This is a genomic window from Sulfurimonas sp. ST-27 (assembly GCF_048081595.1).
Taxonomy (GTDB): Bacteria; Campylobacterota; Campylobacteria; order Campylobacterales; family Sulfurimonadaceae; genus Sulfurimonas; species Sulfurimonas hydrogeniphila.
The window spans coordinates 110,899-136,123 of sequence record NZ_CP182226.1 but is presented as its reverse complement, the minus strand read 5'-3'; the positions used below and the strand labels follow the sequence as shown (position 1 = coordinate 136,123).

General features: G+C 40.7%; 25 protein-coding genes. 12 read left to right on the top strand and 13 right to left on the bottom strand.

All coding sequences use genetic code 11. The features are described from left to right. Nucleotides 1-8 precede the first annotated feature (8 nt). A complete protein-coding gene (locus tag ACM66U_RS00675) occupies nucleotides 9-1,226 on the bottom strand; it encodes a flagellin (RefSeq protein WP_151901331.1) in 1,218 nt (405 codons plus the stop codon). Between the two features lie 218 nt (nucleotides 1,227-1,444). Between ACM66U_RS00675 and topA the strand changes: the two genes are divergently transcribed. From topA to ACM66U_RS00655, 4 genes are all read left to right on the top strand, one after another. Then, nucleotides 1,445-3,676 carry a type I DNA topoisomerase gene (topA, locus tag ACM66U_RS00670; protein ID WP_418640910.1) on the top strand — a complete coding sequence of 744 codons (2,232 nt, stop codon included), beginning with the start codon at nucleotides 1,445-1,447 and terminating at the stop codon, nucleotides 3,674-3,676. Nucleotides 3,677-3,829: 153 nt separating this feature from the next. Continuing rightward, a complete protein-coding gene (locus ACM66U_RS00665) occupies nucleotides 3,830-4,357 on the top strand; it encodes a metallophosphoesterase family protein (protein WP_151901333.1) in 528 nt (175 codons plus the stop codon). Beyond that, on the top strand, nucleotides 4,350-5,195 hold the full coding sequence (locus ACM66U_RS00660; protein ID WP_151901334.1) for a biotin synthase: 846 nt from the start codon (nucleotides 4,350-4,352) through the stop codon (nucleotides 5,193-5,195). The genes ACM66U_RS00665 and ACM66U_RS00660 overlap by 8 nt, the downstream gene beginning before the upstream one ends. 52 nt (nucleotides 5,196-5,247) lie before the next feature. Beyond that, nucleotides 5,248-6,405 (top strand): cation:proton antiporter, encoded by a 1,158-nt coding sequence (locus ACM66U_RS00655; RefSeq protein ID WP_151901335.1) that lies wholly within the window; start codon nucleotides 5,248-5,250, stop codon nucleotides 6,403-6,405. On the opposite strand, the gene ACM66U_RS00650 is transcribed toward ACM66U_RS00655, so the two are convergent. Genes ACM66U_RS00650 through ACM66U_RS00640 form a run of 3 tightly spaced genes read right to left on the bottom strand, consistent with a single transcriptional unit; the run spans nucleotide 6,402 to nucleotide 8,790 of the window. Continuing rightward, nucleotides 6,402-7,358, bottom strand: coding sequence for an NAD(P)-binding domain-containing protein (locus ACM66U_RS00650; RefSeq protein ID WP_418640909.1), 957 nt, complete (start codon nucleotides 7,356-7,358; stop codon nucleotides 6,402-6,404). The genes ACM66U_RS00655 and ACM66U_RS00650 overlap by 4 nt on opposite strands. 41 nt (nucleotides 7,359-7,399) lie before the next feature. Then, a complete protein-coding gene (gene msrA, locus ACM66U_RS00645) occupies nucleotides 7,400-7,927 on the bottom strand; it encodes a peptide-methionine (S)-S-oxide reductase MsrA (RefSeq protein ID WP_151901337.1) in 528 nt (175 codons plus the stop codon). Continuing rightward, the gene (locus ACM66U_RS00640) at nucleotides 7,924-8,790 is read right to left on the bottom strand and encodes a ketopantoate reductase family protein (protein WP_151901338.1); all 867 of its coding nucleotides are present in this window, start codon (nucleotides 8,788-8,790) and stop codon (nucleotides 7,924-7,926) included. Before ACM66U_RS00640 ends, msrA begins: the two co-directional genes overlap by 4 nt. Before the next feature lie 211 nt (nucleotides 8,791-9,001). Here ACM66U_RS00640 and ACM66U_RS00635 point away from each other — a divergent pair, with 211 nt between their 5' ends. The 5 genes from ACM66U_RS00635 (at nucleotide 9,002) to ACM66U_RS00615 (ending at nucleotide 14,979) form a co-directional block, all read left to right on the top strand. Continuing rightward, entirely contained in the window at nucleotides 9,002-9,583 is a 582-nt protein-coding gene (locus ACM66U_RS00635; RefSeq protein ID WP_346389135.1) for a class I SAM-dependent methyltransferase, read from the top strand. Then, on the top strand, nucleotides 9,583-11,382 hold the full coding sequence (asnB, locus tag ACM66U_RS00630) for an asparagine synthase (glutamine-hydrolyzing) (protein WP_418640908.1): 1,800 nt from the start codon (nucleotides 9,583-9,585) through the stop codon (nucleotides 11,380-11,382). Before ACM66U_RS00635 ends, asnB begins: the two co-directional genes overlap by 1 nt. Before the next feature lie 263 nt (nucleotides 11,383-11,645). Next, nucleotides 11,646-12,857 (top strand): dicarboxylate/amino acid:cation symporter, encoded by a 1,212-nt coding sequence (locus tag ACM66U_RS00625; protein ID WP_151901345.1) that lies wholly within the window; start codon nucleotides 11,646-11,648, stop codon nucleotides 12,855-12,857. After that, entirely contained in the window at nucleotides 12,835-13,707 is an 873-nt protein-coding gene (locus ACM66U_RS00620) for a DMT family transporter (protein ID WP_151901346.1), read from the top strand. The genes ACM66U_RS00625 and ACM66U_RS00620 overlap by 23 nt, the downstream gene beginning before the upstream one ends. Nucleotides 13,708-13,797: 90 nt before the next feature. Beyond that, nucleotides 13,798-14,979, top strand: a complete 1,182-nt coding sequence (locus tag ACM66U_RS00615) for an NAD(P)/FAD-dependent oxidoreductase (RefSeq protein ID WP_418640907.1) — start codon at nucleotides 13,798-13,800, stop codon at nucleotides 14,977-14,979. 32 nt (nucleotides 14,980-15,011) lie between these two features. On the opposite strand, the gene ACM66U_RS00610 is transcribed toward ACM66U_RS00615, so the two are convergent. The 8 genes from ACM66U_RS00610 to ACM66U_RS00575 form a co-directional block, all read right to left on the bottom strand. Continuing rightward, nucleotides 15,012-16,052 carry a CNNM domain-containing protein gene (locus ACM66U_RS00610; RefSeq protein WP_151901348.1) on the bottom strand — a complete coding sequence of 347 codons (1,041 nt, stop codon included), beginning with the start codon at nucleotides 16,050-16,052 and terminating at the stop codon, nucleotides 15,012-15,014. A gap of 14 nt (nucleotides 16,053-16,066) precedes the next feature. Next, nucleotides 16,067-17,395, bottom strand: coding sequence for a magnesium transporter (gene mgtE / locus ACM66U_RS00605; RefSeq protein WP_418640906.1), 1,329 nt, complete (start codon nucleotides 17,393-17,395; stop codon nucleotides 16,067-16,069). Nucleotides 17,396-17,414: 19 nt separating this feature from the next. Beyond that, entirely contained in the window at nucleotides 17,415-18,158 is a 744-nt protein-coding gene (locus tag ACM66U_RS00600) for a DUF481 domain-containing protein (protein ID WP_418640905.1), read from the bottom strand. A 15-nt stretch (nucleotides 18,159-18,173) separates the two neighbouring features. Next, a complete protein-coding gene (locus ACM66U_RS00595; RefSeq protein WP_151901351.1) occupies nucleotides 18,174-18,824 on the bottom strand; it encodes an AMIN domain-containing protein in 651 nt (216 codons plus the stop codon). A 46-nt stretch (nucleotides 18,825-18,870) separates the two neighbouring features. After that, nucleotides 18,871-19,149: a hypothetical protein gene (locus ACM66U_RS00590; RefSeq protein WP_418640904.1), complete on the bottom strand. Its 279-nt coding sequence runs from the start codon at nucleotides 19,147-19,149 to the stop codon at nucleotides 18,871-18,873. A 7-nt stretch (nucleotides 19,150-19,156) separates the two neighbouring features. Beyond that, the gene (gene eno / locus ACM66U_RS00585) at nucleotides 19,157-20,422 is read right to left on the bottom strand and encodes a phosphopyruvate hydratase (protein ID WP_418640903.1); all 1,266 of its coding nucleotides are present in this window, start codon (nucleotides 20,420-20,422) and stop codon (nucleotides 19,157-19,159) included. Between the two features lie 41 nt (nucleotides 20,423-20,463). Beyond that, entirely contained in the window at nucleotides 20,464-21,501 is a 1,038-nt protein-coding gene (gene recA / locus ACM66U_RS00580) for a recombinase RecA (RefSeq protein WP_151901354.1), read from the bottom strand. 159 nt (nucleotides 21,502-21,660) lie between these two features. Continuing rightward, nucleotides 21,661-22,143, bottom strand: a complete 483-nt coding sequence (locus tag ACM66U_RS00575; RefSeq protein WP_418640902.1) for a hypothetical protein — start codon at nucleotides 22,141-22,143, stop codon at nucleotides 21,661-21,663. A gap of 103 nt (nucleotides 22,144-22,246) precedes the next feature. On the opposite strand from ACM66U_RS00575, the gene ACM66U_RS00570 reads away from it, so the two are divergent. The 3 genes from ACM66U_RS00570 to ACM66U_RS00560 are packed head-to-tail and all read left to right on the top strand — an operon-like array spanning nucleotide 22,247 to nucleotide 24,180. Next, nucleotides 22,247-23,110, top strand: a complete 864-nt coding sequence (locus ACM66U_RS00570) for a menaquinone biosynthesis family protein (protein WP_418640901.1) — start codon at nucleotides 22,247-22,249, stop codon at nucleotides 23,108-23,110. Then, nucleotides 23,111-23,377, top strand: a complete 267-nt coding sequence (fliQ, locus tag ACM66U_RS00565) for a flagellar biosynthesis protein FliQ (RefSeq protein ID WP_418640900.1) — start codon at nucleotides 23,111-23,113, stop codon at nucleotides 23,375-23,377. Further along, nucleotides 23,377-24,180: a UDP-N-acetylmuramate dehydrogenase gene (locus ACM66U_RS00560; RefSeq protein ID WP_418640899.1), complete on the top strand. Its 804-nt coding sequence runs from the start codon at nucleotides 23,377-23,379 to the stop codon at nucleotides 24,178-24,180. Before fliQ ends, ACM66U_RS00560 begins: the two co-directional genes overlap by 1 nt. A 245-nt stretch (nucleotides 24,181-24,425) precedes the next feature. Here ACM66U_RS00560 and ACM66U_RS00555 read toward each other — a convergent pair whose 3' ends face one another. Then, nucleotides 24,426-25,178, bottom strand: a complete 753-nt coding sequence (locus tag ACM66U_RS00555) for a TIGR04219 family outer membrane beta-barrel protein (protein ID WP_418640898.1) — start codon at nucleotides 25,176-25,178, stop codon at nucleotides 24,426-24,428. Nucleotides 25,179-25,225: the final 47 nt, after the last annotated feature.

The window sequence follows — 25,225 nt, the reverse complement described above, 5'->3', positions numbered from 1 at the left end:
TATAAAAACTACTGAAGTAGTCTTAAAACATTTTGTTGAACGGCATTTGCCTGACTCATAGCATATGAACCTGACTGTGCAAGAATATTCAATTTAGAGAAGTTTGCACTTTCCGCAGCAAAGTCGACATCTCGAATTTGAGATTCTGCAGCTGTGACATTCACCTGTGTAATCGATATATTTCTCACTGTAGATTCAAGCTGATTTTGGACCGAACCAATATCTGAACGTGTTGCATCTATATCTTTTAGTGCATACGAAGCAATAGTAATTGCTTTTTGTGCATCTCTACGAGTAGTTACATCAACTGTTGACAAGTTGTTATTTAAACCGGCAGCAGTATTTCCAATAATTGCAGTCGACTTTCCATCTGAAACACCATCGCCAAGTGTCATACCAGTTAAATCACCAGCAGAATCTATACGGATTCCATACTCCGGATTATCTACAGTTGAGCCTGTTGCTTCAATGATTGAGGCTCTTACATCAGCGCCTGCAACCTGTGCCTGTTGATTAAACTTGTCAACAACAGCCTGCGCTATCTCATATCCGGAAAGATCAGCACCAGAAGCAAAAGAGATAGTAGATGTAGATACTGTAGCAGTCGTCCCATCAGCATTTACAACTGTAACAGAAAGTGAAGCTGATCCACCAGCACTGTTTGCAGCACCACTAAGTCTTGAAAAACCAACACTTGTTTCAGCTAAAGAAAACTCAGCTACTTGTGAGGTTTGTGTATCACTAATGGAAAGTTTTACAGTCTCTCCGGAATATGCACCAATTTGGAATGATTTATTTTGGTATGCACCGTTTAAAAGTGTCTGACCATTAAATGAAGTCGTTGAAGCAATGTTCTGTGCCTCTTCAAGAAGTCTGTCAATATCCGCCTGAATTTTTTTACGAGAATCTAATGTTTGCCCGTCAGACGCTGCTTGAATTGCTTTCGTTCTGACAGTATCAATAATTTTAGTATACTCATCCAAAGCACCGTCAGCAGTCTGTGCAACACCAATCCCGTCATTTGCATTGTTGATAGCCTGACCGAGACCCTGTGCCTGTTGACGCAGTGAGTTGGCGATTGCCATACCAGAAGCATCATCTGCCGCTTTGTTAATACGCAGACCTGAAGATAAAGCATTTAAACTTTTGTCTAAACCCAAGTTTGTCTGTGTTGCATTACGCAATGCATTCATTGCCGCAACGTTTGTGTTAATTCTAAAACCCATAATAAATCCTTTTCTATGGAAGAGCTTTCGCTCTTTGTATTTTTTGTTCTCTAAAAGGCATCCTTGCCTTGAGACTGTAACAATATCGTCAGTCAAAAAAATAACTTTAATTTTTTTTGCAAATTTTATAAATTTAAAAATATTTCCTTATTTTATTCTTTTTCGCTACACTTCCAAAACCAAAAACCAAATCACTATACTATATATAGGAAAACTATTTGAACTTAATAATCGTCGAATCACCCGCAAAAGCCCGTACTATCAAGAACTTTTTAGGCAAAAACTATGATGTCATTGCCTCAAAAGGACACATCCGGGATTTGCCAAAATCCCGTTTTGGAATTACAATTGATGAAGAAACTCATGAAATCATTCCCAAATACTCTGTCGCCAAAGAAAATGCGCCAACTGTCAAAGAGATAAAAGAAAAAGCCAAAAAAGCCGACACAATTTACATCGCGACCGATGAGGACCGCGAGGGAGAAGCAATTGGGTGGCATATTGCCCATGCTATCAAAAAAGACCCCGAAACACTCCCGCGTATCGTCTTTCATGAGATTACAAAAACAGCCATCAAGCATGCACTTGAGAATGCAAGAAAAATAGACATGGACATGGTCAATGCCCAACAGGCCCGTCGTCTGCTTGACCGTATTGTAGGCTACAAGCTCTCGCCTCTGCTTGCTTCTAAAATTCAAAAAGGCTTAAGTGGCGGGCGTGTGCAAAGCTCGACACTCAAGCTTGTCGTAGACCGTGAACGCGAAATCAAAGCCTTTGTTCCTCAAGAATACTGGACTATTGACACTCTTTTCAAGCCAAATATCGAAGCCAATCTTATCAAACACAAAGAGCAAAAAATCTCCAAACTCTCCATAGAGAACAAAGAACAGGCAGAGGCAATTACCCAAAGTGTCAAAAATGATGACTTCAAAATTGCAAAAATTGAGACAAAACAGCGAAAAAGTGCCACGCCGCCGCCGTTTATGACCTCAACCCTGCAACAGGCTGCTTCAAGCAAACTCGGATTTACCCCGAAAAAAACAATGATGGTCGCCCAGACTCTGTATGAAGGTGTCAAAACTCCAGACGGTACTTCAGGGGTCATTACCTACATGAGAACCGATTCACTCAACCTTGCACAAGAAGCCGTGGGTGCAGTCCGCGGCATCATTGAAAGCCGTTACGGCAAGAAATACCTGCCGAAAGAACCAAAGGTTTATACGAAAAAATCAAAAGGCGCACAGGAGGCACACGAGGCTATCCGCCCGACTATGCTGCAGTTTACACCCGAAGTGGCACAAAAATTTTTAAAAGCCGATGAAATCAAACTCTACCGCCTCATATATGAGCGTTTTATGGCATGTCAGATGGAAGATGCGCTCTTTGAGCAGCAAAGCATTATCTTTAAAGGCAATGAAAATGAATTCCGTGCAAGCGGACGAAAACTCATTTTTGACGGTTTTTATGCGGTCACAGGAGCAGAAGACAAAGACAAGCTTTTACCTACTTTAAAAGAGGGTGACAAAGCTGAAATTCAGAGTGTAAAACCCGAACAGCATTTCACAGAACCGCCATCGCGTTACTCTGAAGCAAGTCTGATTAAAAAACTCGAATCAGAAGGCGTCGGGCGTCCATCGACCTATGCCCCGACAATTGCGACACTCTCCAATCGTACCTATGTGACCATAGAAAAAAAGCAGATTATCCCGACAGAAATCGCTTTTACCGTGACAGAGATTCTGGAGAAAAACTTTCCAAATATCGTTGATATTAACTTTACGGCTGAAATGGAAGAAGAACTCGATGAAATCGCCGAAGGCAAAGTGGACTGGCAGAAACTGCTCCTTGAGTTTTATGAAAAATTCATGAAGCAGATAGAAGCAGGAAAAGAGAACATTGTCTCGCTCAAACTTGCCAAACCGCTTGGGCGCACCTGCCCTAAATGCGGCAAACATGAACTGCTTCTGAGAAGCGGACGTTTTGGAAACTTCATCGCATGCTCCGGTTTTCCAAAATGCAAATATACAGAGCAGTGTGACGAAGAGGGCAATCCTGTTGAGAAAAAAGAGACAACTGCCGATGAAAAGTGTGACAAATGCGGTGCGGATATGATAGAAAAGAATGGCCGCAACGGAAAATTTCTTGCATGTTCAAACTACCCTGAATGCAAAAATACAAAAAGTATTAATGTCGAAGAGAAAGTGAGTGAGACTCCTTGTCCTGACTGCGGCGGAAAAATCAGCCTGAAAAACTCTCGCAGAGGCCCTTTTTGGGGCTGTGAAAACTATCCTGACTGCAAATTTATCTCAAAGTTTGAGCCGACAACCATTAAATGTAAAGAAAAAGGATGCACAGGTGTACTTGCGCCTCGTACCTACAGAAATAAAGAGGTGTACGAATGTGTGAAGTGTAAAGCCCGTACACCAAGAGAAGAAATAGACAAGGCATAAAATCCGTACTCAGTCGGCACTACAGAAAAAAATTTAGTTTTTTTCACAAGTCATGCTTTAGCATAGAAAGTACCGATTCCGCAATACCCTCGGAACCCGTACTTTAGTGCGGGCGAAAGTGGCAGAGAAGTTACAGAAGCAGAGGATAAAAAATTGAAAATAGGCATACTCTCCGATACACATAAAAAAGTCAAAAAGGCAAAAGCCGCCCTTGATTTTTTGGTGCAAAACGGAGCCGAGTTTATTATACATGCCGGAGATATTGTCGAAAAAGAGGTACTGGAGCTGCTTGAAGCATGCGGGAAAAAATATATAGCCGTTTACGGAAACAATGATGCCCATTTAATACAATATCATAACAGGTACCACCTGGTTCAGGAACCCTACTATTTTAAACTTGCGGGTACAAAGTTTAAGCTTATGCACCTGCCTTTTTATATGAGCAGAGATGCCGAGGTTGTCATCTTTGGACATACACATCAGTTTGAAGTAGAGTTTGCAGGGGGTACACTCTTTTTAAACCCCGGTGAAGTGTGCGCACGAAACAAACCGCTTTCTGAGTGTGCCATGCTTGAAGTTTTAGAAAAAAAATTTATAGTAAAATACTATACAAAAAAGAAAGAGCAGGAGCAGTATATGCTCACAAAAACTTTTTCTTATGAAAGGCAAAAAAGTGAGTGAAAAAATATTTTTATGTTCCATTTGTAATATCAACAGCGGTACATGTAAAGAAGACTGTAAGTTTTGTTCGCAAAGTGTGCGCTACAAAGCAGATATAGAACGTTACAAACAAAAGCCTGTGGATGCCATCTGTCAAGAAGCCATTACGGCAAGAGACAACGGAGCCCTTGGATTTTGTCTTGTCACTGCAGATAAAGGTTTAACTGACAAAACACTCAAATTTGTTTGTGATGTTGCCAAAGAGGTACAAAAAGTCGCCCCTGAATTACGTCTCATCGCCTGTAACGGCACAGCAAGTGTTGAGCAGCTCCTCACACTCAAAGAGGCAGGTATCAAAGCCTATAATCACAACCTTGAGACAAGTGAAGCCTTTTATCCGCAAATTTGTACAACCCATCCCTGGAGTGAACGATATGAAACCTGCCAAAATGTCAATAAAGCCGGCTTGGTACTCATAAGCGGTGGAATTTTCGGGCTTGGTGAATCACAAGAAGACAGAATTTCTATGCTCGAATCTCTCAAATCACTCAACCCTGCTTCGGTTCCTGTTAACTTTTATCATCACAACCCTGCACTTGAACTTGAACCAAATCCTTTAACAGTGGATGAAGCCCTCGCACTCATCAGGTTGACACGCGAAACACTTTGTGATGCCGAGAGGATTATGGTTGCCGGCGGTCGCGAACTTATGTTTAAAGAACGTCAGGCAGAAATTTTTCAAAACGGAGCAAATTCCATCGTGATAGGAAACTACCTCACCACAAAAGGACGTGTTATGAGTCAGGATCTGGCAATGTTGCAGTCTCTTGGTCTTGATATTGCAAAAAGTGTGCAATAAAAGCCCGACACACGGGTTATAACCCGGATTTTTAAAAAAAAAGGAGAAAAGTATGACTGATAATATTATACTGATTATTACCATATCGCTTATCATCATTTTTTCTCCGTTTTTTGCCAAAATTTTACGGCTTCCTACAACACCCATTGAAATTATTTTAGGTTCTCTTTTAGGATATGTAGGCTTCTTGCATGATGAACATCTTTTTGACTTAGTCGCTGAATTCGGGTTTTTATATCTGATGTTTATTGCAGGAACAGAGATCAATTTAAAAAATGTACTCAAAACACCTGTCTCTGTTATGAAAAAGGTTGTTGTCTATCTTGCAGTACTTTATGGATTCTCCATCGCCTTTTCCGTACAGTTTGATTTGGGAAAAATCTTTATCGTTTTGTTACCTCTTATATCTGTAGGACTTGTCGCCACACTGGCCAAAGAGTATGGAAAAACACCCTGGATTGCCCTTTCCATGACAGTCGGGGGCATAGGTGAAGTTGCAAGTATTGTGATACTTACTATAAGCTCTGCAGCACTGAAGTCTGGTTTTGGATTAGGACTTTTTCAAACAATCATGGCCCTTTTGGCATTTTTGCTTTTTATGTTTCTTCTTTTTCGCTCTATGCAGCTTCTGTTTTGGTGGTTTCCCAAAGTCGCTATTGCCCTTATGCCTCACAATGACAACAAAGAACAGGACATCCGTCTCTCTATGGGAATATTTTTTCTGCTTATAGGGGCTATGCTCTTTTTGCATCTTGAACTTGCTTTTGGGGCTTTTTTAGCCGGTATCTTCATTCCGACTTTCTTTGAGCACAAGCACGAATTGCCTGAGAAACTTGCTTCTTTCGGATTTGGATTTTTAATCCCTATATTTTTCATTCATATCGGGAGCTCTTTTGACCTCAACGCCCTCTGGATCAACGGACTCATACGGGAGGCTGTCATCATCACAGTGGTAATGATTCTTATGCGGCTTATTGCCTCTTTGGTGTTTATAAAAGAGCTCGGATTAATTGACACAGTTCTTTTTGGACTTTCTCATTCTATGCCTTTGACCCTGCTTATTGCGATGGCCACTCTGGCATATACCGCCAACTCCATTGATCAGTTGCACTATTATGCTTTTATTTTGGCCGCACTGTTTCAGGTTATCAGTATCATGATTATTATCAAACTCATACATATTTATAAAATGCGAAAAGCAAAAGACTAGACTTCACTTTTTCCTTTAATATATCTGGCAATATCATAGCCGTGATTGAGTCCAAGCGCAATGCTGCCGCCGCTCTCCTGAGTAATATCTCCGGCAACAAAAAGTCCTTTGATATTTGTCTCATAATGTTCATCATGTACAGGTTTGCCGTCTTTTTCTTCTATGCCCGAACTTGCCAAAAATGTACTTGGTGTCGTTCCGCCTATGGCATAGATAACTCTGTCAAATGTTTCAGGTTCTCTTTCGCTGAAAAGCACTTTGACTCTGCCCTTGTCATCTTCGAGACCGTTGATATTTATACCTAAAATCGGTCGGACATCTCCCTGTGCAATCGCATCGGCAATATTTCTTTGATTCGTAGGATTTGCCCGGCGGAAACTCTCTCGTCTATAACAAATGGACACATCATTATGCTCACTTAAATCAACTGCATACTCTACAGCACTGTCACCGCCTCCGACAACAAGAATCTTTTCTCCCTGTGAGCATTCATCTGTTGTATAGTTAATTTTCTTTCGTATAGTTGGGGGGATTTTGTAGCTCGGTTTGTTTGGCTTCCCCATCCGTCCGATGGTCACAACTACATTTTTTGCCTTAATGCTCCTACCTGCCATGTGGACTTCAAAGTAGTCTTCTTTTTTTTCTATAGACTGCACTTCCACCTCTGTTTGCAGTTCTACGAGATGTTCTTTTAAAATTTCATCAAAAAAATCGAGTGTCGTCTCTTTGGTACCGTCTATAAAATGGATACGGCCGTTGAGTTCGACTTTTTGTCCTTTCCATTCCAAATCCACACGCTTGTTTTCTTTGTAATATTTACGAATAGTCGAGTTGTGATTTGTGTCTTTTTCAAGCAGCACAATATCACGGACACCCTGAAGGTAATTTTCAACAGCAGTGGCAATCCCCGCAGGTCCGGCACCGACTATAGCCAATTCATATATTTTTTCCATAAAAACCGCCTCTATGATAATCTAATCATAGTTTATCACATTTAGGCTAATTTATCAGGAAACTTTGTCATAAATTTTTGCAGTTTTGGCGCGATAACCACCTGGCAGTAGCCTTGCGAAGCATTTAAATTATAATAGTTCTGATGATACGGCTCTGCCGGATAAACCTCGGGCAGAGGGCTTACCTCAGTTACTATCTTATCGGAAAAGTCCTGCTGATGTTTTGCAATAGAATCTTCAATCACTTTTTTTTGTGCTTCATCCCCATAGTAAATAACAGAACGGTACTGTGTTCCTTTGTCCGCACCTTGCTGATTCAGTGTTGTCGGGTCATGTATTTCAAAAAATATATCCAAAATCTCACTCAGACTGATAACATCTGCGTCATAGGCAATATCGACAATTTCAGCATGTCCGGTTGCACCTGAACAGACGTTTTCATAACTCGGGTTGGCTCGGGCGCCTCCGGCATAGCCGCTCACCGCCGAGAGTACCCCCTTGACATTTCTGTACACCGCTTCTATACACCAAAAACACCCGCCGCCTAGTACAATTCGCTCTTTTTTCATTTGTTTTCTCTCTTTTTTAACTCATTATAGAGTTTTTGCATAAAAGGCTTTTGAACATATCCACTTAAATTCTCAAGCTCAGTTTTTTTGCCGTTTTTAAAATCAAGAGCCATGGACGTAGAAGCATCATAAGGCACTTTTTTTGCCGTTTCCAAAGACTTTTGCACCTCATCGAAAATATCTATGCCCTGTGTCTCTTTTGCAAATTCGGCAATTTCTGTTAAAAGTCTTTCTGCCTCCTCATAATGTTCTTCGTAAATCGTGCCGATACCTGTCTTGTAATATGAGGTCAATGTCGCAAAAGCGGCAATAAATATATATTTTCTATACAAGGCTTCTTTGATATTTTGCGGTGTTTTGTAACGCAGGCCGGCTTTTTGAAATATATCTGCCACAGTTTGGACAGCCGCCTCATCTTCTCCTCCAAAGAGTGCCGCAAAGACTTTTCCTTTTTTGCGAATCACACCCGGGGATTCAATATGCGAAAGGATGTAGATGCAGCCGTCAAGCACTCTGGCATCACAGCATGCACGCAATACATCACCGTTATTGACCCCGTTTGAAAAAGAGAGCAGAATCGAGTCTGCGTTGATGTGATTTTGCATGCGTTTGCAAGAAGTTCCCAAATCATAACTTTTGACACAAAACATCACAACATCATATATGCCCTCCGCTTCATCCGGATGCTTTACATGTAAAGGAACACGCCACTCTTTTTCATCTTCTGTGATCCTTACTCCCTCTTTTTGTATGGCTTTGAGATGTTCTCCCCGTGCAAAACCCGTCACATCCAAACCGCTTTTTGCAAAGGACGCCGCCAAATATCCGCCGACGCCGCCTAAACCGACTATTGCAATTCTCATATATATTTCCTCTGTTTCAATTTTTAAGATACCCCGCCCGCACTGAAGTACGGGTTCCGAACAACACCCCTTCCGCTTTCCCGGAATCGGTACTTCAGTGCCGACTGTTGCAACTTTCAACCCACTCTCAGCCCGCACTGAAGTACGGGTTCCGAAATGCCGGCTTTTTTACATAACTATTATATAATAGCAAAAGTAAAAAAGGAGCCTTATGCCGCGTATAGACAGTGAAAAATTTTACACAGCAGCACTTCAAAAGCACGGCATCTCCGCATGCGGTCTGCACTGGTCCTCTGATGCGCATCAAAGTATACGGTTTGACAAAATTTTAGAGATGCTCGGCGATGATCTTACACAGAGTACCATCGTCGATGCAGGCTGCGGTTTTGGAGATTTTTACAGATTTTTACAAAACAACGGTGTACATGTAAACAAGTATATCGGCATAGATTCGCTCCAGGAGATGTGCGACATTGCCCGCGAAAAAACAGCGTGTGAAATCATCCGTGCCGATATAACAAAAGCCAGACTTCCTGTGGCAGACTATTACATCTGCAGCGGTGCACTCAATATACTCACACCTTTTGAAACACAGCTTTTTGTACGCAACTGCTTTGCCTCTTCAAAAAAAGGTTTTATTTTCAATGCCCTCTACGGCGACAAGGAGAGTGATGTTTATAATTATATAAATATAGACACCATCCATACCCTTGCAAAAAGCTTACATGTAAAGCATACCCGTTTGACAGAGGGCTACATAGAACATGACATTACCGTAGGATTTTTCAAATAATGTGTGCAGTTTTTGGCATAATCGGCGAATATAATGAGAATCAGGCAAAAAGCGCCTTGTCTCTTCTTGTGCATCGTGGACCTGATTACTGTGGTATTGTGCAAAAGAAAAATCTCTTTTTTGCCCATCAACGCCTCAGCATTGTTGATGGCCATCACAGAAGCCATCAACCACGCAAACACAACAATATTTTGCTCTCATTCAACGGAGAGATATATAACTTTAAAGAGTTAAAAAGAGAACTTGATTTTGACTTTCAGACACACAGCGACAGTGAAGTCATCATTGCCGCTTATCTGAAATGGGGCGTTGATTTTGTCCAGCATCTGCGCGGTATGTTTGCCATTGCTTTAATGGATGATGACACGCTTTACCTTTTTCGTGACAGACTCGGGAAAAAACCGCTTTTTTATATGCAAGGGGAAAGTTTTGTTTTTGCCTCGGAAATCAAAGCGCTCAAGCCTTTTTTGTCTACATGTAAACTCAACAATGATGCTCTGCTCTCTTATCTCTCTTTTTTGGCGCCGACTCCGCCGCATACTTTTTACGAAGGTATTCAAAAACTTTCAGCAGGTGAGTACCTTACATGTAAAGAGGGCCGTGTTACATGTAAACACTACTTTGACCTGCTTGATGTCACTCCAAACATTATAACAAACAAACACGAAGCTTTGCGTGTGTTAGGAGAAGAGTTAGAACATTCCATTCATCTGCGCTTAGACTGTAATGTTCCTATGGCATCACTGCTTTCTGGTGGTATAGACTCTGCAACACTCAACTATTTTGCCAAACAAAACAACACACATTTGCAAACATATACACTCGGTTATAAAGAATTTGCAAAATATGATGAGAGAAAAAATGCCAAAGCAAGTGCTGAGTTTTTAGGTTTGGACAACATCCAGGTTGAAATAGATGAAGATGATTTTATCCGTGCAAGCGACAAAGTGTTAGATACACTTGACGAACCGCTTAATGATCCTGCTGCCGTGCCTTTGTATCTGTTGTTTGAGCGTATTCAAAAAGACGGATACAAAGTTGTACTCAGCGGAGAGGGTGCGGATGAGCTTTTTTTAGGCTACCGACAGTATTTTGAGTATCTAGACATTGAAAATGCCGCAGGTTTGGCACACAAAAACTGGCTCAAAAAATATTTCCGTGCCAATTTTTCAATGAACAGAGAGTGGGAGTGGTACAAGCGGATTTTTGACGACTCGCTTCTTTTTCGTACAAGCGGTGAAAAATTTACGGACCTGCAAAAAAACCAGCTTCTCAGGCGCAATGTCAAAGATAACGAAAGCCTCAAATACCTGCAAAGTTACAGAGAACGCTTTGAAGCCTCTGCCCACAGTGATGAAAGTATTTGGTACAGCTATATTGACCTCAATATTTTTCAGGCGGAGCATTTTTTAACCAAACTTGACCGTGTTTCCATGGCACACTCCATAGAATCCCGTACCCCGTTTTTGGACCATAAACTGGCATCTTTAATTTTTGGCATAGATCCAAAGCTGCGTTATGAAGACGGCATCACAAAATCACTCTTAAAGCAAATCATGACAGACAAACTTCCTGATAAGATACTCACACGGAAGAAAAAAGGCTTTTCCAATCCTTATATGGAGTATCTCATCAGTTCCAAAAAAATTGATCTTATTCAAGAGGTCAATGTGCAAACAGGGATGTTTCACAAAAAAAAGTTAGACGAATATATAAACACCGCATCAAGGGGGAGTTTTAAGCAGCATGTATGGGGACTTTATGTACTATCGTATTGGATAAAGAAAAATCTGCTTTAGTCCGGGCTGAGAATAGCAGGAAGAAGCAACAGTCGGCACTGAAGTACCGATTCCGGGAAAGCGGAAGGTGTGTTGTTTGGAACCCGTACTTCAGTGCGGGCGAGAGTGGCTTGAAAGTTGCAACAGTCGGCACTGAAGTACCGATTCCGGAAAAGCGGAAGATGTGTTGTTCGGAACCCGTACTTCAGTGCGGGCTGAAAGTGGCTGAAAGTACCGATTCCGAGAACTCAATAATATTTACAAAGAAACAGAGGAAATGTAGAATGATCAAAAAAATAAAAAAATATGCAACGACAAATACCCTTGTCATCTTCGGTATTGTTTTTGGTGTTTTGTTTGGCATCTTTTTTCCCGAACTCGCCCTCAAACAAAAGATGATAGGAACCGCCTTTGTCTATTTTTTGAAGATGCTTGTCGTGCCTCTTGTTTTTGCCAGTATATTTGTCGCTATTCTTGGGCTCGGTTCTATTGAACATTTAAAACGGATGGGCCTCAAAACCATAGGGCTGTATGTTTTGACAACCGCTCTTGCCGTTACTGCCGCCATTGCTGTCATGAATATTTTTCACATTGGCGAGCATGTCAGCAGCAGTGGTCTTGCCTATGAAAAAGCGGCAGCACTGGCTCCTTTTTCTTTTGAGAATATGATTTTAAGCTTCATTCCTACCAATATATTTCATGCTCTTTCTGAGGGCAAGATGATGCAGATTATTATATTTGCCATTCTTTTTGGTGTGGCATCTCTCTACCTTGTTCCAAAACAAAAAGAGGCGCTCAGCACCCTCTTTACAGCCATCAGTGAAGCTATGCTCAAAATGGCAGAGTGGGTGATACTCCTTACTCCCATCGGTGTTTTTTCGCTCATCTCCTATGTTATTGCCGAGCAGGGAATTGATGTTGTCTTTGGGCTTTACAAATATGTTTTGGTCGTGATTGGTGTCATCATTTTTCATGGACTTGTTACTTTACCTGCAGTCCTGCGTTTTTTTACAAAAGTAAATCCCTACAGCTATCTCTCAGATGTAAGAGAAGCCCCGATTATGGCATTTTCCACAGCATCTTCTGCGGCTACGCTTCCTGTGAGTATGCGTGTTACCGAAGAGATGGGCGGTATCGACAAAAAAACTGCCTCTTTTGTTCTGCCTTTGGGGGCTACCGTTTCCATGGACGGTACAGCGGCCTATTTGAGTGTAGCTGTTTTATACATTGCCAATTTGGCGGGAGTCGCTTTAAGTTTGGGAGATCAGATTCTTTTAGGGATTACCGTTGTCGCGCTCAGTGTCGGTGTTGCGGCCCTGCCGAGTGCCTCACTTGTTATGATGGTGATTATACTCAACCAGCTTGGACTGCCCGTTGAATACATGGCTTTGATTGTAGCCGTGGACAGAATTCTTGATATGTGTCGTACCTCACTCAATGTCACCTCTGATTTGATTGTTACAAAAATAGTTGATGAATTTGAAAAACGACGATAGACGTTATGCGTATCTGCTCATTTTTTCCATGCTGCTCTGGGGCGGCGGATGGACAGCTTTAAAAATTCTCACCACAGCAATGCCGATGGATGTCGTCATCTTTTGGCGGTTTTTTCTGATGAGCCTCGCATTTTTGCCCATTCTTTACTTTTTTAAAATTCCACTGACACTGACTCAGGGCTCATTCAAATATATCCTCGGCAGTTCTTTTTTAAATATAGCCTTTATGGTTTTTTCTTTTTTAGGCATAAAGTACGGTCTTGCGGGTGCGGGCAGTGTCATCATAACAACTTTCAGCCCTATTATGACCTTTTTGCTTGTTGCTGTGATTTTTAGGAGCAGACTCTCAACACGGCAGTATTTCGGGCTTTTGCTCGGGCTGGTCGGCGGCTATGTTTTACTCCAGCTTAACAATTTTTCTCTTTTTTTACACGGCTCAAATATCTATTTTTTACTCTGTGCCCTCATCTGGGCAGGAGTCACTCTGCTTTCGCAGCATTCGCAAAAACATATACATCCGGTCTATTACAGCTTTTTAATTTCTCTCATAGCTACTTTTTTCAGTTTTTTGTATGCCTTCAATGCAGACCTTGGTGCTGTTTTTACCCAGGGAGCAAAATTTTGGACTGCCCTAATTTATCTCGCCGTTTTGGGACAGACTGTCGCAACAACCATATTTTTTATTGCCAGCGGGAAACTCGGCAGTCAAAGGACAAGCTCTTTTATGTTTTTAGTGCCTTTTTTTGCTCTTTTTTCTGCCTGGTTTATATTGGACGAACCCTTACAGTTACATATAGTTATTGGTGGACTTATCAGTATGTTTGCGGTATACTTTATAAACAAAAAGTAAAACTGACGATAAAAATAGCCAGTTTAATCTAATTTTAACATCAAATCAGATAATATACCTTATAACTGTAACAAATAAAAGGGCCAAAAGATGAAAAAAGTACTTATATTGGGAGGCGGTTTTGCAGGTGTTGATGCTGCAATCCACTTAAGAAAACTGAATTATGATGTTACTTTAGTCAGTAACAGAGACTATTTTTACATATATCCTACTTCCATCTGGATACCGACACATGAAAGTGAATTCCAAAACGTCTGTGTTGATTTGCGAGAATTGCAAAATGCACACGGGTTTACCCTTGTTATTGACGACGTGACCGAAATATCAAAAAAAGAAAACAGTGTTACTTTGAAAAATTCAGGAACTCTTGATGATTATGACTATCTTGTCATTGCCATGGGTGCTGCAAAAATGAAAGCACCGGGCATAGAAAACACACTTTCTATCTGTGGCGCACCAGAACAGTCATTACAAATCAGAGATGCTCTGGACGTCCTTGTCAAAAAAGGAAGCGGCAAAATCTGTATGGGCTTTGGAGGAAATCCGAAAGACAGTTCGGCAGTGCGTGGCGGACCGGGATTTGAGCTCCTCTTTAATGTGCACAATATGCTCAAAGCAAAAGGCATCAGAGAGAATTTTGAGCTGACTTTTTTCGCTCCAATGGCTGAACCCGGCAAACGAATGGGTCCCCAAGCACTTAAGATGATGGATATGATGTTTAAAAAACTGAATATCAAACAGCATTTTGGCAAAAAAATTAAGCAGTTTGAAAAAGATGGTATTGTATTTGAAGATGACACAAAGCTCGCCTCCGATTTTACCATGTTCATTCCTGCCGGAGACGGGCATGAAGTCATAAAGAATTCGGACTTGCCGACAAATGAAGCCGGATTTGTCAAAACAGACGACACCTCCTGCGTCTTAAACGAGGATGGCTCTTTAAGTAATATTTATGCCATTGGGGATGTTGCAGCACTCGAAGGATACGACTGGCGGGCAAAACAGGGTCATATAGCCGAGGTAATGGCAAAAAATACAGCACACAATATCGATCAGCGTGACAACGGCGGCAGTGATTTTAAAGGCTACCATGAGCATTTGAATATTTTATGCGTTATGGATACCGGAGACGGTGCGGCCTTTGTCTACAGAGACGAAAAACGTGCATTTATGCTTCCAATGCCTGTCATTGGACACTGGCTGAAAAAAGCCTGGGGATTATACTGCCGCAATTCTAAACTCGGTAAAATTCCTAGAATTCCCGGGATGTAAAAGTAGCTGTCCAAAAGAGTGTTGCACTCTTTTCAGCGTTCTTTCAGCTTCCGTTTGAGTTTCATTTTTCTTTTTGCCAGCTCTCTCATATCTTCGGTTGTATCGCTCTCATCCATAATCTCCAAGCCCAGTATTGTTTCTATACAGTCTTCAAGAGTGATTATTCCCTCTGTCTGGTCATAATTGTCTGTCACTAAAAACATATGGTCTTTTTTCTTTATAAACATATCCAGTGCTTTGCTTACCGGTATGTTTTCATTGATAATAAATATCTCTTTTTTGATATAAGACAAAGGTACATTGTCATCTTGGAGTGCCTGTTTAAATATCTTTTTTGTCAGCACCAGCCCTGTTACATTTTCTATGGAACCTTTAAAAATCGGTATCCGGGAAAATTTAAAAATTGCCGGCTGGGTCTTGATAACATCTTTGATGAGCATATCTTCATCCAAAGCAAAAACAACGCTTCGCGGCGTGAGAATTTCACTCACTTTGATATTGTCAAGATTCAGTATATTTTCAATGACATCTGACTCTTTTTCATCTATCACCCCTTCATCTTCACTCATCAACATACTCTCAAGAAGTTCCTGTTTTGTTAAAGAGTTGGAATCCTTTTTCCCTTTGGATATTTTATTTGTAACAGCCAGGGTCGTCAGTATTATAGGGTATGTAATCCATATAAAAACCCGAATAAAATATGCTGCCACAGGCGCCAGCTGTTTCCAGTAAATTGCCCCAATTGTTTTTGGAATTATCTCAGATATAAACAAAATTGCAAAAGTTAATACAACTGATACATACACAACGGCATCATTCCCAAATATTTTTGAAGCCTGTGCACCTACTGCCGCAGCACCGAGAGTATTAGCAATGGTATTTAAAATAAGTACCGAAGCAATTGATTTGTGAATATCTTCTTTGTGATGACGAAGAAGCTTTCCTACAGCAGGTTTCTCTTTTTCTAACACTGCCACATAAGACATATTGATAGAGAGTAATACCGACTCTAATATTGAGCACAAAAACGAAATGCCGACAGAAAGAAGAAAAAATATGAGTAATAGTTCCAAGTTTTACAGTTCCTTTAAAGTAATATATATTTTGCCAATGCCAAAAAGCTGAAAAAGCCGACAACATCAGTCACTGTTGTTAAAATAACAGTACTCCCTATAGCAGGGTCTATACCAAGTATTTTGAGCAACAAGGGAATCATTGCTCCAAAAAATCCGGCCATTAACAGATTAATTATCATACTTAATCCAATAACTACTCCAAGCATCGGTATATGAAACCACAACCATGCTATTATACCCATTACTACAGCAAAAAGCAGACCATTCATCAGGGAGATAACAACCTCTTTTTTTATGGTTCTAAAGGCATCTGTCTGCGATATTTCACCCAAAGCGAGTTGGCGTACAACAACTGTCAGACTCTGCGTTCCGGCATTGCCTCCCATGGAAGCGACTATGGGCATTAAAACAGCAAGCGCAACCATGGAGTTAATCGTATCTGAAAACAAACCGATAACCAAAGAAGCGGCAATGGCTGTTAGAAGATTGATGCCCAGCCATGTTGCACGCTTTTTCGTCGCCTTGAGAACATCTTCATCCTCTTCCGCTTCGTCATCAACACCGGCAAGATTATACATCTGCTCTGTTGCATGTTCATTAATGATGTCATAAATATCGTCAGAGGTGATACGACCGACCAGAATTCCTTCATCATTGACAACCGGCATAACTGAAAGGTCATACTCTTTAAAATAGTTGACAACCTCTTTGATATCTTCCGTATCTCGTGCACTTTTAGGCTCAAAAGACTCTTCGCTCTGCTCAATATTTTCTTTGACAGTCTTTGAAAAATCAAATATGAGCAGGTCATCCAGACCTACAGTATACAAAAGTCTGTTGTTGCTGTCTACTATAAACAGATTTTGAACATTTTCGAGTTCATTCTCTTTTCTTAAACGGGCAAACCGTTTAATGACATCCTGAACAATTTCATCCTCTTTTGCAGTAAACACCTCAAGCTGCATGTAAGCACCGGCTTGATTTTCATCATACTTTTTGAGTTTTGCAATTTCATGTTTGTCTTCGGCATCAAGCTTGTGAAATACTTCTGAAGCTTTATCTTCATCAACATCTTCCAACTCTTGCATAAACTCAAGCTGATCATCCGATTCAAGTTCACTTACAGCATGAGAAAGTTCCTCTGCATTAAAATTTTCGACCACATCATCAAAATATCTGTCAGGCAGAGCCAGTGCAACATCGCCTACCAGGTCTTTTGGAACCAGTTTTACAGCCTCACTGAAATCTTTGTCATTTAAGCCTTTTAAAATTTTTGCTATTTCAGCCGGGTGCATTTCACTGCTGCTGTGTGATTGTAAATATTTATTCAGTTCTTTCATCTGTTATCTTATGTTCTTTTTAAAAATCATACACAAAACTTGTCTTTTGGGAAAAATCATATTTTTTTACTCCAATAGCAGGCCTTGTGTCCTGATTGTATGTCAATTCAAAATTAATTGAAAGCTGTTTGTATATTGTAACTCTTAATTCTGCTGCGTTGGATGCTATGGTATCACTCACCACATCTGCTCTGGGCTGGTAGTAGCCAATGTATGAAAATCTCACATTCCTGCTAAATCTGTTTTTATATGCAATATACATATTTAATCTTAAATTATGCTCACTCGGATCAACATTTGTCGTATAGCTGATATATTCGCTAAAACAGCCAAATCCCACATAAATGTTTCCATACCCCTGCATTTGTGTATGGTATCTCAGGCCAAGACCGGCTAACAGCCTTTTTTCTATTTTTGTAAACTTGTTTGTCTGGGACTGTACAAAAGCTTCCCAGTTCAAATGTTTCTTATAGAGTGTATGAATATAGCGCAGATGCGCATACGTGTTTTGTCTGTTTAACACTCCTGATGCTTTCGCGTAATTAAATGCTATATCGCTCCATGTCACATAGGAGCTGTTATTGTCATATATCATACGCAATCCTGCACTGTACTCATCGGTATCGGTATTGCCCCGTGTTGTGGAAAAAGAGCCTTTAATACCGCCACTCAGTCCTGGCTGTTTTCCTATATCCACTGGTGCTATGGTAATGACAGCCTCCAAATTAACCAAAAACAGTACCAATATAATCAAAAACTTCATCTACAACCTTGTATTTTATAAAAGTGTAATTATATATCCGCCACGGATATAATCCAGTTTATAGCTGTAATACCCGTCGAGTTCTATCACAACCCTGTAGTAGCCTTTATGTGTTCCCAGTCGTATTTTTGTAAAAAGCGACCCCTCTTTTAAACTTTTTATCAGGCTGCCTATATCGGTATCACGCTTAAAATCACAGACAATTCTATGTGGTTTTACCAACAAAAAATTTCTCAGCATTTTATCTTTTGTCACAATCTTGAGTTTGTTCTTTTTAACATAAAATGCTATAAACTTTAATGATGCGACTTTTTTGTATTTTATTTTTACACTGCTTTTTTTTATCTGTTTTTCAATAAACTGTGTACTGTCGGATTCATTATAGTTTTGTGAAATAAAAACAGGCAAATGCCAGTCTATCGCATTTTGGATAGTGACTTTTTTATGTGCAATCGAACCGTCCAGGTTTTTATATGTCACGGTAACACTTTCAATCGTTCGTGCAGTGGAGGGTAATGTCACAGTGGCTCTTTTGAGCATCGGCAGTTTTGTTGTCTGATTGGATGTTAAAGGGATATCCTGTCCACTCTGTACCGGGAAAAAGGGATTTTCTCTTGCATGAAGCATCATAAAAAAGAGACTTAAAAACAACAAAACTCTTATCATAATAACAAACCCTATTTTTTTAATACATTATAGCAAATTTATATGATTATTGTGCAGAAATTTCTTTGAGTTCAAAATACTCGCGTTGAAGTTCAGCATTTTCTTTTTTCAAATGCACCACTTCATTTTGAAGATAGTTCTCATACTCCTGCAAACCAAAAAGAACTTCAAGGGAGTTTGTACCGTACAAAAGTACACCCAAATATATCCCCAGTCCTATCACCAAAGCAAACAGGAAAAAAAACTTTTTTAAAGAGAGTCCCAGATATTTTTGAGTAATTGTCTGGGATGTGTCAATCTCTTCAAAAAGTTCTTCTTTGTTCATCAGGTACCTAGCTAAACAGTGCTGAACCTAAATACTCACTGTAGACTGTTTCATTTTCAATTTCCAGCAAACGATTGTATTTTGCAGTTCTTTCACCTCTCGCAGTCGAACCTGTTTTAATCTGACCACAGTTAAGTGCCGTAGCAAAATCAGCGATAAACGCATCTTCACTCTCACCTGAACGATGGCTCATTACACAGGTGTAACCGTTTCTTTGGGCAAGACGAACTGTCAGCATAGTCTCGCTTACCGAACCGATTTGGTTTGGCTTGATCAAAATAGAGTTTGCTATACCTTTTTGAATACCCTCATTCAATATAGCGGCATTGGTAACAAACAAATCATCACCGACAATCTGAATTTTATTGCCAAGTTTTTCAGTCATAAGCTTAAATCCGTCCCAGTCATCTTCGCTTAATCCGTCTTCAATTGAGACAATCGGATACTTTTGACACAGATTTTCATAGTAGGCTACCAGCTCTTCACTGCTGAGTGTGCGATCTTCTGACTCCAGTCTGTATCCGCCCTCTGTAACAATCTCGCTTGCTGCAACATCGAGTGCAATCCCAATCTCTTCACCTGGTTTGTACCCTGCTTTTTCAATCGCTTCCATGATAACCTGAATAGGCTCCTCATTCGAACTCAGATCCGGTGCAAAACCACCCTCGTCGCCAAGTGCTGTACTGTGTCCTTTTGCAGCTAAAATAGATTTCAGGTTATGGTACACTTCAGCAGCGGCGCGTAAAGATGTTGCAAAATCTTCAAAGCCGACAGGCATAATCATATACTCTTGAAAGTCTACATTATTGTCAGCATGGCTTCCTCCATTGATGATATTGAGCATCGGTGTCGGCATAACCATTGCATTGGCTCCGCCCAAATAGCGGTACAAAGGAATATCAAGACTCTGTGCAGCTGCACGTGCAACCGCCATAGAAACACCAAGAACAGCATTTGCCCCGAGATTTCCATAGTTTTGTGTTCCGTCAAGCTCTTTCATTGTTGCATCAATGACAGCCTGGTTAAAAGGACTCATCCCGATAAGCACATCAGAAACCTGAGAATTCACATTTTCAACAGCCTTTAAAACACCTTTGCCCATGTAGCGATCACCGCCGTCACGCAACTCCAAAGCTTCACGTTTTCCGGTACTTGCCCCGGAGGGTACTATTGCGCTTGCGGTTGTTCCGTCACTCAGTCTTACTGTCGCTTTTACTGTCGGATTCCCGCGGGAGTCCATTACTTCAATTGCACTTACATCATCAATAAACATATATCATACCTTCTTAAAAATTTTAAATATTCAAAGGCTTTTTATGCGTCGGCTTCTGCTATATCAGAAGTATCCATCGTCATAAGAGAGCTCATGCCCATCGCCTGTTTAACCTTCTCTTCAATCTCAGCTGCAAGTTCCGGCTCATCTTTAAATTTCGCCTTGACATTTTCACGGCCTTGACCAAGTTTGGTCTCTCCATAAGAAAACCAAGCCCCGCTTTTGTCTATTATGTCTAATTTTACACCATAGTCAACGAGCTCACCCTCTTTTGAGATTCCTTCTCCGAACATTATATCAAATTCTGCCTGACGAAAAGGAGGGGCCACTTTATTTTTAATTACTTTTGCTTTGACTCTGTTACCGATTTGACTCTCCCCCTGCTTCAGTGAAGCTATACGACGCACGTCTATACGGACAGAAGCATAAAATTTTAAAGCATTCCCGCCTGATGTTGTCTCCGGTGAGCCATACCCCATCATACCGATTTTCATACGAATCTGGTTGATAAAAATAATCGTACAGTTCATTTTGCTCAGCACACCTGTGAGCTTTCGCAATGCCTTAGACATAAGACGGGCCTGAACACCGACCTGCTGATCATTCATCTCACCTTCAAGTTCAACTTTTGGTGTCAATGCGGCCACGGAATCTATAACAATCAGATCAATAGCACCGCTTCGTGCAATCGTCTCTACAATATCAAGTGCCTGTTCAGCATAATCAGGCTGAGAAACCAGAAGATTGTCAATATCTACGCCAAGATTCTTCGCATAGATGACATCAAGTGCATGTTCTGCATCTATAAAAGCGCATACCCCTCCGGCCTTTTGGCATTCAGACGTAATTTGGAGCGCCAAAGTTGTCTTACCGGAGCTCTCCGGCCCGTATATCTCAACGACTCTTCCCTGCGGTACACCGCCTATTCCAAGTGCCAAATCAAGCCCCAAAGAACCTGTACTTATAGACCGGATCGGCACAATATCCTTATCACCAAGGCGCATTAAAGCACCTTTGCCAAAGGCTTTATCTATCTGCTTCATCGCCAAGTCTAATGATTTTTGTTTGTTTGCATCCATTTTGGACTCACTTATTATGAAATTTAGACTTATTTTATGTAAAAATTTGCAATATGCTTAAATTTATGTCATTTTGCCATATTTTTAATCATATTCTTTTTCCATAGAATTTGATGAAATTTTAGCTAAAAAACATAAAAAGAAGTAAATAAAAATAATTTACTTTTCACCTGCAGTTTTTTCTGCTATTTCTACGGCAGCTTCATCTCCATGCACAATAACCAGTATTTTGTTCTCCTGTATCATATCTCCGTATTTTTCCGCCAAAGATTTTTCTATGCCCAAATCAACAAGCCAGGCCGTCATCGCTCCGGTTGCGCCAAACATTACAGCCCCTGCTGCCATCCCGGCGATAGATGCAAGTATTCGCCCCGTTGCCACTATGGGTCCGACTCCCGGAGCCCAGAAGAGAATACCGCCCATCAGAAGTCCCCAGAGTCCGCCCCAAAAAGCACCCTGCTCACCCCAAAAAATTATATTTTCACTGTGTTTTTTATACTCAAATTCATTTTTTTCTTCCTGTTCTCCTTTGGCAATGACAGAAATATATTTTTTCAGTACACCGTTTGCCAGCAGTTTATTGACAAATTCTGCTGCCTCATCGTAGTTATCATAGACTTTTACCAATGCTTCTTTGCTCATAACTGTTCTCCTTATATTAAAAATAATGTTATTTAATTATACTCCCATTATTATTAATTTAATCAAAAAGTTCTTTTTATCTATTTTTCGATAAAATAAACCCATGAAAAAAACTCTTATTGCACATTCACCTGACGCAGACGATATTTTTATGTACTATGCCATTAAATTCGGCTGGGTAGATATGAAAGATACACACTTTGACAACATAGCCAAAGACATACAGACACTCAATGAGGATGCGCTCAACGGTGTTTATGATATTGTAGCCATCAGTTTTGCTCTTTATCCTCATATAAGAGAAGAGTATGCTCCTCTTCGGACGGCTGTAAGTTTCGGTGAAGGTTATGGCCCTAAGCTTATCAAAAGAAAGGGTCAGCGACTCAGACGAAATTTTAAAGTGGCTCTCAGCGGAAAACATACAACCAATGCAATGCTTTTTCGCATCGCCTACCCTGAGGCACGCATAAGCTATATGAATTTTCTGGAAATAGAGAATGCCGTCAAAGAGGGGAAAGTGGATGCCGGAGTACTGATACATGAAAGCATATTAACTTTTGCGGACGAACTTGAAGTAGAGCGTGAAATGTGGGATATCTGGCAGGAACTTGCCGGCAAAGAGTTGCCACTGCCTCTCGGAGGTATGGCAATCCGTCGCTCTTTGCCTCTTAACCGTGCAATAGATTATGAAAAAACACTGACAAAAGCAGTGCAGGTTGCCCGTGACCACAAAGAGAGACTCTCACACATGCTTATAGAGCGTGACCTGGTCCGCATAGATGCACAGACACTTGCAAAATATCTTGAACTCTATGCAAATGATGACTCCATCACCCTCAGCGATATTCAATACGAAGCCATCGACAAACTCTTTGAAATAGGCTATGAACACGGATTTTACGACAAACCTGTTGCGATCAGAGACTATCTGATCCCTACAGAGTATACGGCACTGAGAGAGTCATAAATGGAAGCAAAACTCGTAGCACTTGGCGTACAGACATTTCAGATTGCACTCTATCTTGCACTTCCCGGACTCCTTACAGGTATGTTTTTGGGACTTGCTGTCAGTATTTTTCAGGCTACAACACAAATCAATGAAATGACGCTCTCTTTCATTCCAAAAATTATTGGTGTTGTTATAGTCATCGTCCTTACAATGCCCTGGATGCTCAACGAGATGACAGACTTTTCAGTCGGTGTATTTAATATGATTCCCACCTTTATCGAGTAATGCAGTTTAAAAATATTGATTTTTCAAAATATTCCTCTTTTAAAATAGGGAATGTTGTTGATGTTGCTCTTTTAAAGGAAGAAGATTTTACAGATCTGGCAGACTACACTCTCATAGGGTCCTGCAGCAATACCCTTATAGGACCCAATCCACCAAAACTGATGATGCTCGATAAAAAATACAACTATATAAAAATAAAAAACGGTCTTTTAAAAATCGGCGGAGCAACACCCTCGGGTAAAATTGCCTCTTTTTGTAAAAAGCACAATATTGCAAACTTTGAATTTCTTTCCCATCTTCCGGGAAAACTCGGTGGCCTTGTTTATATGAATGCCGGACTCAAAGAGTTTGAAATTTTTAACAATCTTATCAGTATTACCACCCCCTCCGGGTTACATGTAAAAGAGGAGATACAATTTGGTTACAGAAAAACAAATATCAAAGAACCCATACTTGAAGCAGCTTTTTCTTTAACATATGGTTTTAGTCAGGAAAAAGTAACAATGTTTAAAAAAATGCGCGCCAACCAGCCTACAACCCCGAGTGCAGGCAGCTGTTTCAAAAATCCTGAGGGTGATTATGCCGGCAGACTGATAGAGGCGGTAGGACTCAAAGGCAAAAGAGTCGGCAATATAGAGTTCAGCAGAGTCCATGCAAACTTTTTAGTCAATCACGGAAACGGCAGTTTTGAGGATGCTGTTTTTCTTATAACTGAAGCACAAAAAAAAGTTTTTAACAACTTTGGAATAAAACTAGAGTTAGAAATCGTACTTTTAGACACAAAAACACAAATACTCTTTTGACTTTCACGCAACCGCTGTTTTTTTTGCACTCTCAGCCCACCCTGAAGGATGGGTTCCAAATAATCCCGGAAACCCGTACTTTTCAGTGCGGGCTTTGTCTCTTTCAAAACTAAGGCCCAGATTCCGAAAGGATATCGAACTTTTATCTTAACTTAATGGCATTGAGACAGAAGTCTGAATTCCCAATGATTCCCGGAACCCGTACTTCAGTGCGGGCTAAAAGCTTGCAGGCCAAAAAACGCCTCTTAAAAACGCAGCATTAAACCTGCATAGAATCCTGAAAAATCCATATCTGTTTTCACATCTTCCCCGTCTTCGTCTATTTTTATTTTTTGTGTTCTGTAGCCTATTTCAATGGCAGGCTGCACAATCGGTGAGATGTCAAAGGTATAGTCTATTTTTGCACGTATGTCATAAATAGTCGAAGAACCCGTAGTCACATACTTTGCATCACTCTCAAGAGCAATGTTTGTTGTCGGAATTTCCACTCTTACCCTTGCATAAAGAAGCGGAATAGGTGCGGTATAGGAATCCTGATAACCCGGAAACACTCCGTTTTGTGCCACTGTGTAGTCCATGTTCATCACTTTTATATCCAGCCCCAGATCAACTGTTGTCCAAAAAGTGTTGTCCAGTATATTATAGTAAGGAATAATATCATACTCTTTGATATCCAAAACACTGTTTGATGACCCAGGTATAGTCACGCCACCCCATGAACCTGTTGCCGTACCCGTTGCATGGATACTGACATACTCAAGTCTGATATTCGGAACAACCGGAATAGGATGTTTTATAAGCATCCACACATAGGAGGATGTGTCTTTTTTTTCATCAAATGTATTTGTACCTGTGACACCGCCGCCAGCGTTATAATCAGCTGTACCGGACGGTGTCTGTGCCCATGCACCCGCACCGATTTCAACTCTTGCCATGTCGGCACAAAGCGAAGCGCTCAAAATTGTACTTACAGCAATAGCAGATAAGATTTTTTTCATGTTTAACCCCGTTAAAATAATTTTCTTTATTATATCAGAGATTCTTG

What these genes read in the sequence shown, in the direction of transcription:
- ACM66U_RS00590 (WP_418640904.1), bottom strand. Translation starts at nt 19,149, where the DNA reads ATGAACAAAGAAGAACTTTTTGAAGAGATTGACACATCCCAGACAATT.
- ACM66U_RS00595 (WP_151901351.1), bottom strand. Translation starts at nt 18,824, where the DNA reads ATGATAAGAGTTTTGTTGTTTTTAAGTCTCTTTTTTATGATGCTTCAT.
- ACM66U_RS00675 (WP_151901331.1), bottom strand. Translation starts at nt 1,226, where the DNA reads ATGGGTTTTAGAATTAACACAAACGTTGCGGCAATGAATGCATTGCGT.
- asnB (WP_418640908.1), top strand. Translation starts at nt 9,583, where the DNA reads ATGTGTGCAGTTTTTGGCATAATCGGCGAATATAATGAGAATCAGGCA.
- ACM66U_RS00655 (WP_151901335.1), top strand. Translation starts at nt 5,248, where the DNA reads ATGACTGATAATATTATACTGATTATTACCATATCGCTTATCATCATT.
- mgtE (WP_418640906.1), bottom strand. Translation starts at nt 17,395, where the DNA reads ATGAAAGAACTGAATAAATATTTACAATCACACAGCAGCAGTGAAATG.
- ACM66U_RS00600 (WP_418640905.1), bottom strand. Translation starts at nt 18,158, where the DNA reads ATGAAGTTTTTGATTATATTGGTACTGTTTTTGGTTAATTTGGAGGCT.
- ACM66U_RS00575 (WP_418640902.1), bottom strand. Translation starts at nt 22,143, where the DNA reads ATGAGCAAAGAAGCATTGGTAAAAGTCTATGATAACTACGATGAGGCA.
- ACM66U_RS00640 (WP_151901338.1), bottom strand. Translation starts at nt 8,790, where the DNA reads ATGAGAATTGCAATAGTCGGTTTAGGCGGCGTCGGCGGATATTTGGCG.
- fliQ (WP_418640900.1), top strand. Translation starts at nt 23,111, where the DNA reads ATGGAAGCAAAACTCGTAGCACTTGGCGTACAGACATTTCAGATTGCA.
- ACM66U_RS00560 (WP_418640899.1), top strand. Translation starts at nt 23,377, where the DNA reads ATGCAGTTTAAAAATATTGATTTTTCAAAATATTCCTCTTTTAAAATA.
- ACM66U_RS00625 (WP_151901345.1), top strand. Translation starts at nt 11,646, where the DNA reads ATGATCAAAAAAATAAAAAAATATGCAACGACAAATACCCTTGTCATC.
- ACM66U_RS00615 (WP_418640907.1), top strand. Translation starts at nt 13,798, where the DNA reads ATGAAAAAAGTACTTATATTGGGAGGCGGTTTTGCAGGTGTTGATGCT.
- msrA (WP_151901337.1), bottom strand. Translation starts at nt 7,927, where the DNA reads ATGAAAAAAGAGCGAATTGTACTAGGCGGCGGGTGTTTTTGGTGTATA.
- eno (WP_418640903.1), bottom strand. Translation starts at nt 20,422, where the DNA reads ATGTTTATTGATGATGTAAGTGCAATTGAAGTAATGGACTCCCGCGGG.
- ACM66U_RS00570 (WP_418640901.1), top strand. Translation starts at nt 22,247, where the DNA reads ATGAAAAAAACTCTTATTGCACATTCACCTGACGCAGACGATATTTTT.
- ACM66U_RS00635 (WP_346389135.1), top strand. Translation starts at nt 9,002, where the DNA reads ATGCCGCGTATAGACAGTGAAAAATTTTACACAGCAGCACTTCAAAAG.
- ACM66U_RS00555 (WP_418640898.1), bottom strand. Translation starts at nt 25,178, where the DNA reads ATGAAAAAAATCTTATCTGCTATTGCTGTAAGTACAATTTTGAGCGCT.
- ACM66U_RS00620 (WP_151901346.1), top strand. Translation starts at nt 12,835, where the DNA reads ATGAATTTGAAAAACGACGATAGACGTTATGCGTATCTGCTCATTTTT.
- ACM66U_RS00650 (WP_418640909.1), bottom strand. Translation starts at nt 7,358, where the DNA reads ATGGAAAAAATATATGAATTGGCTATAGTCGGTGCCGGACCTGCGGGG.
- recA (WP_151901354.1), bottom strand. Translation starts at nt 21,501, where the DNA reads ATGGATGCAAACAAACAAAAATCATTAGACTTGGCGATGAAGCAGATA.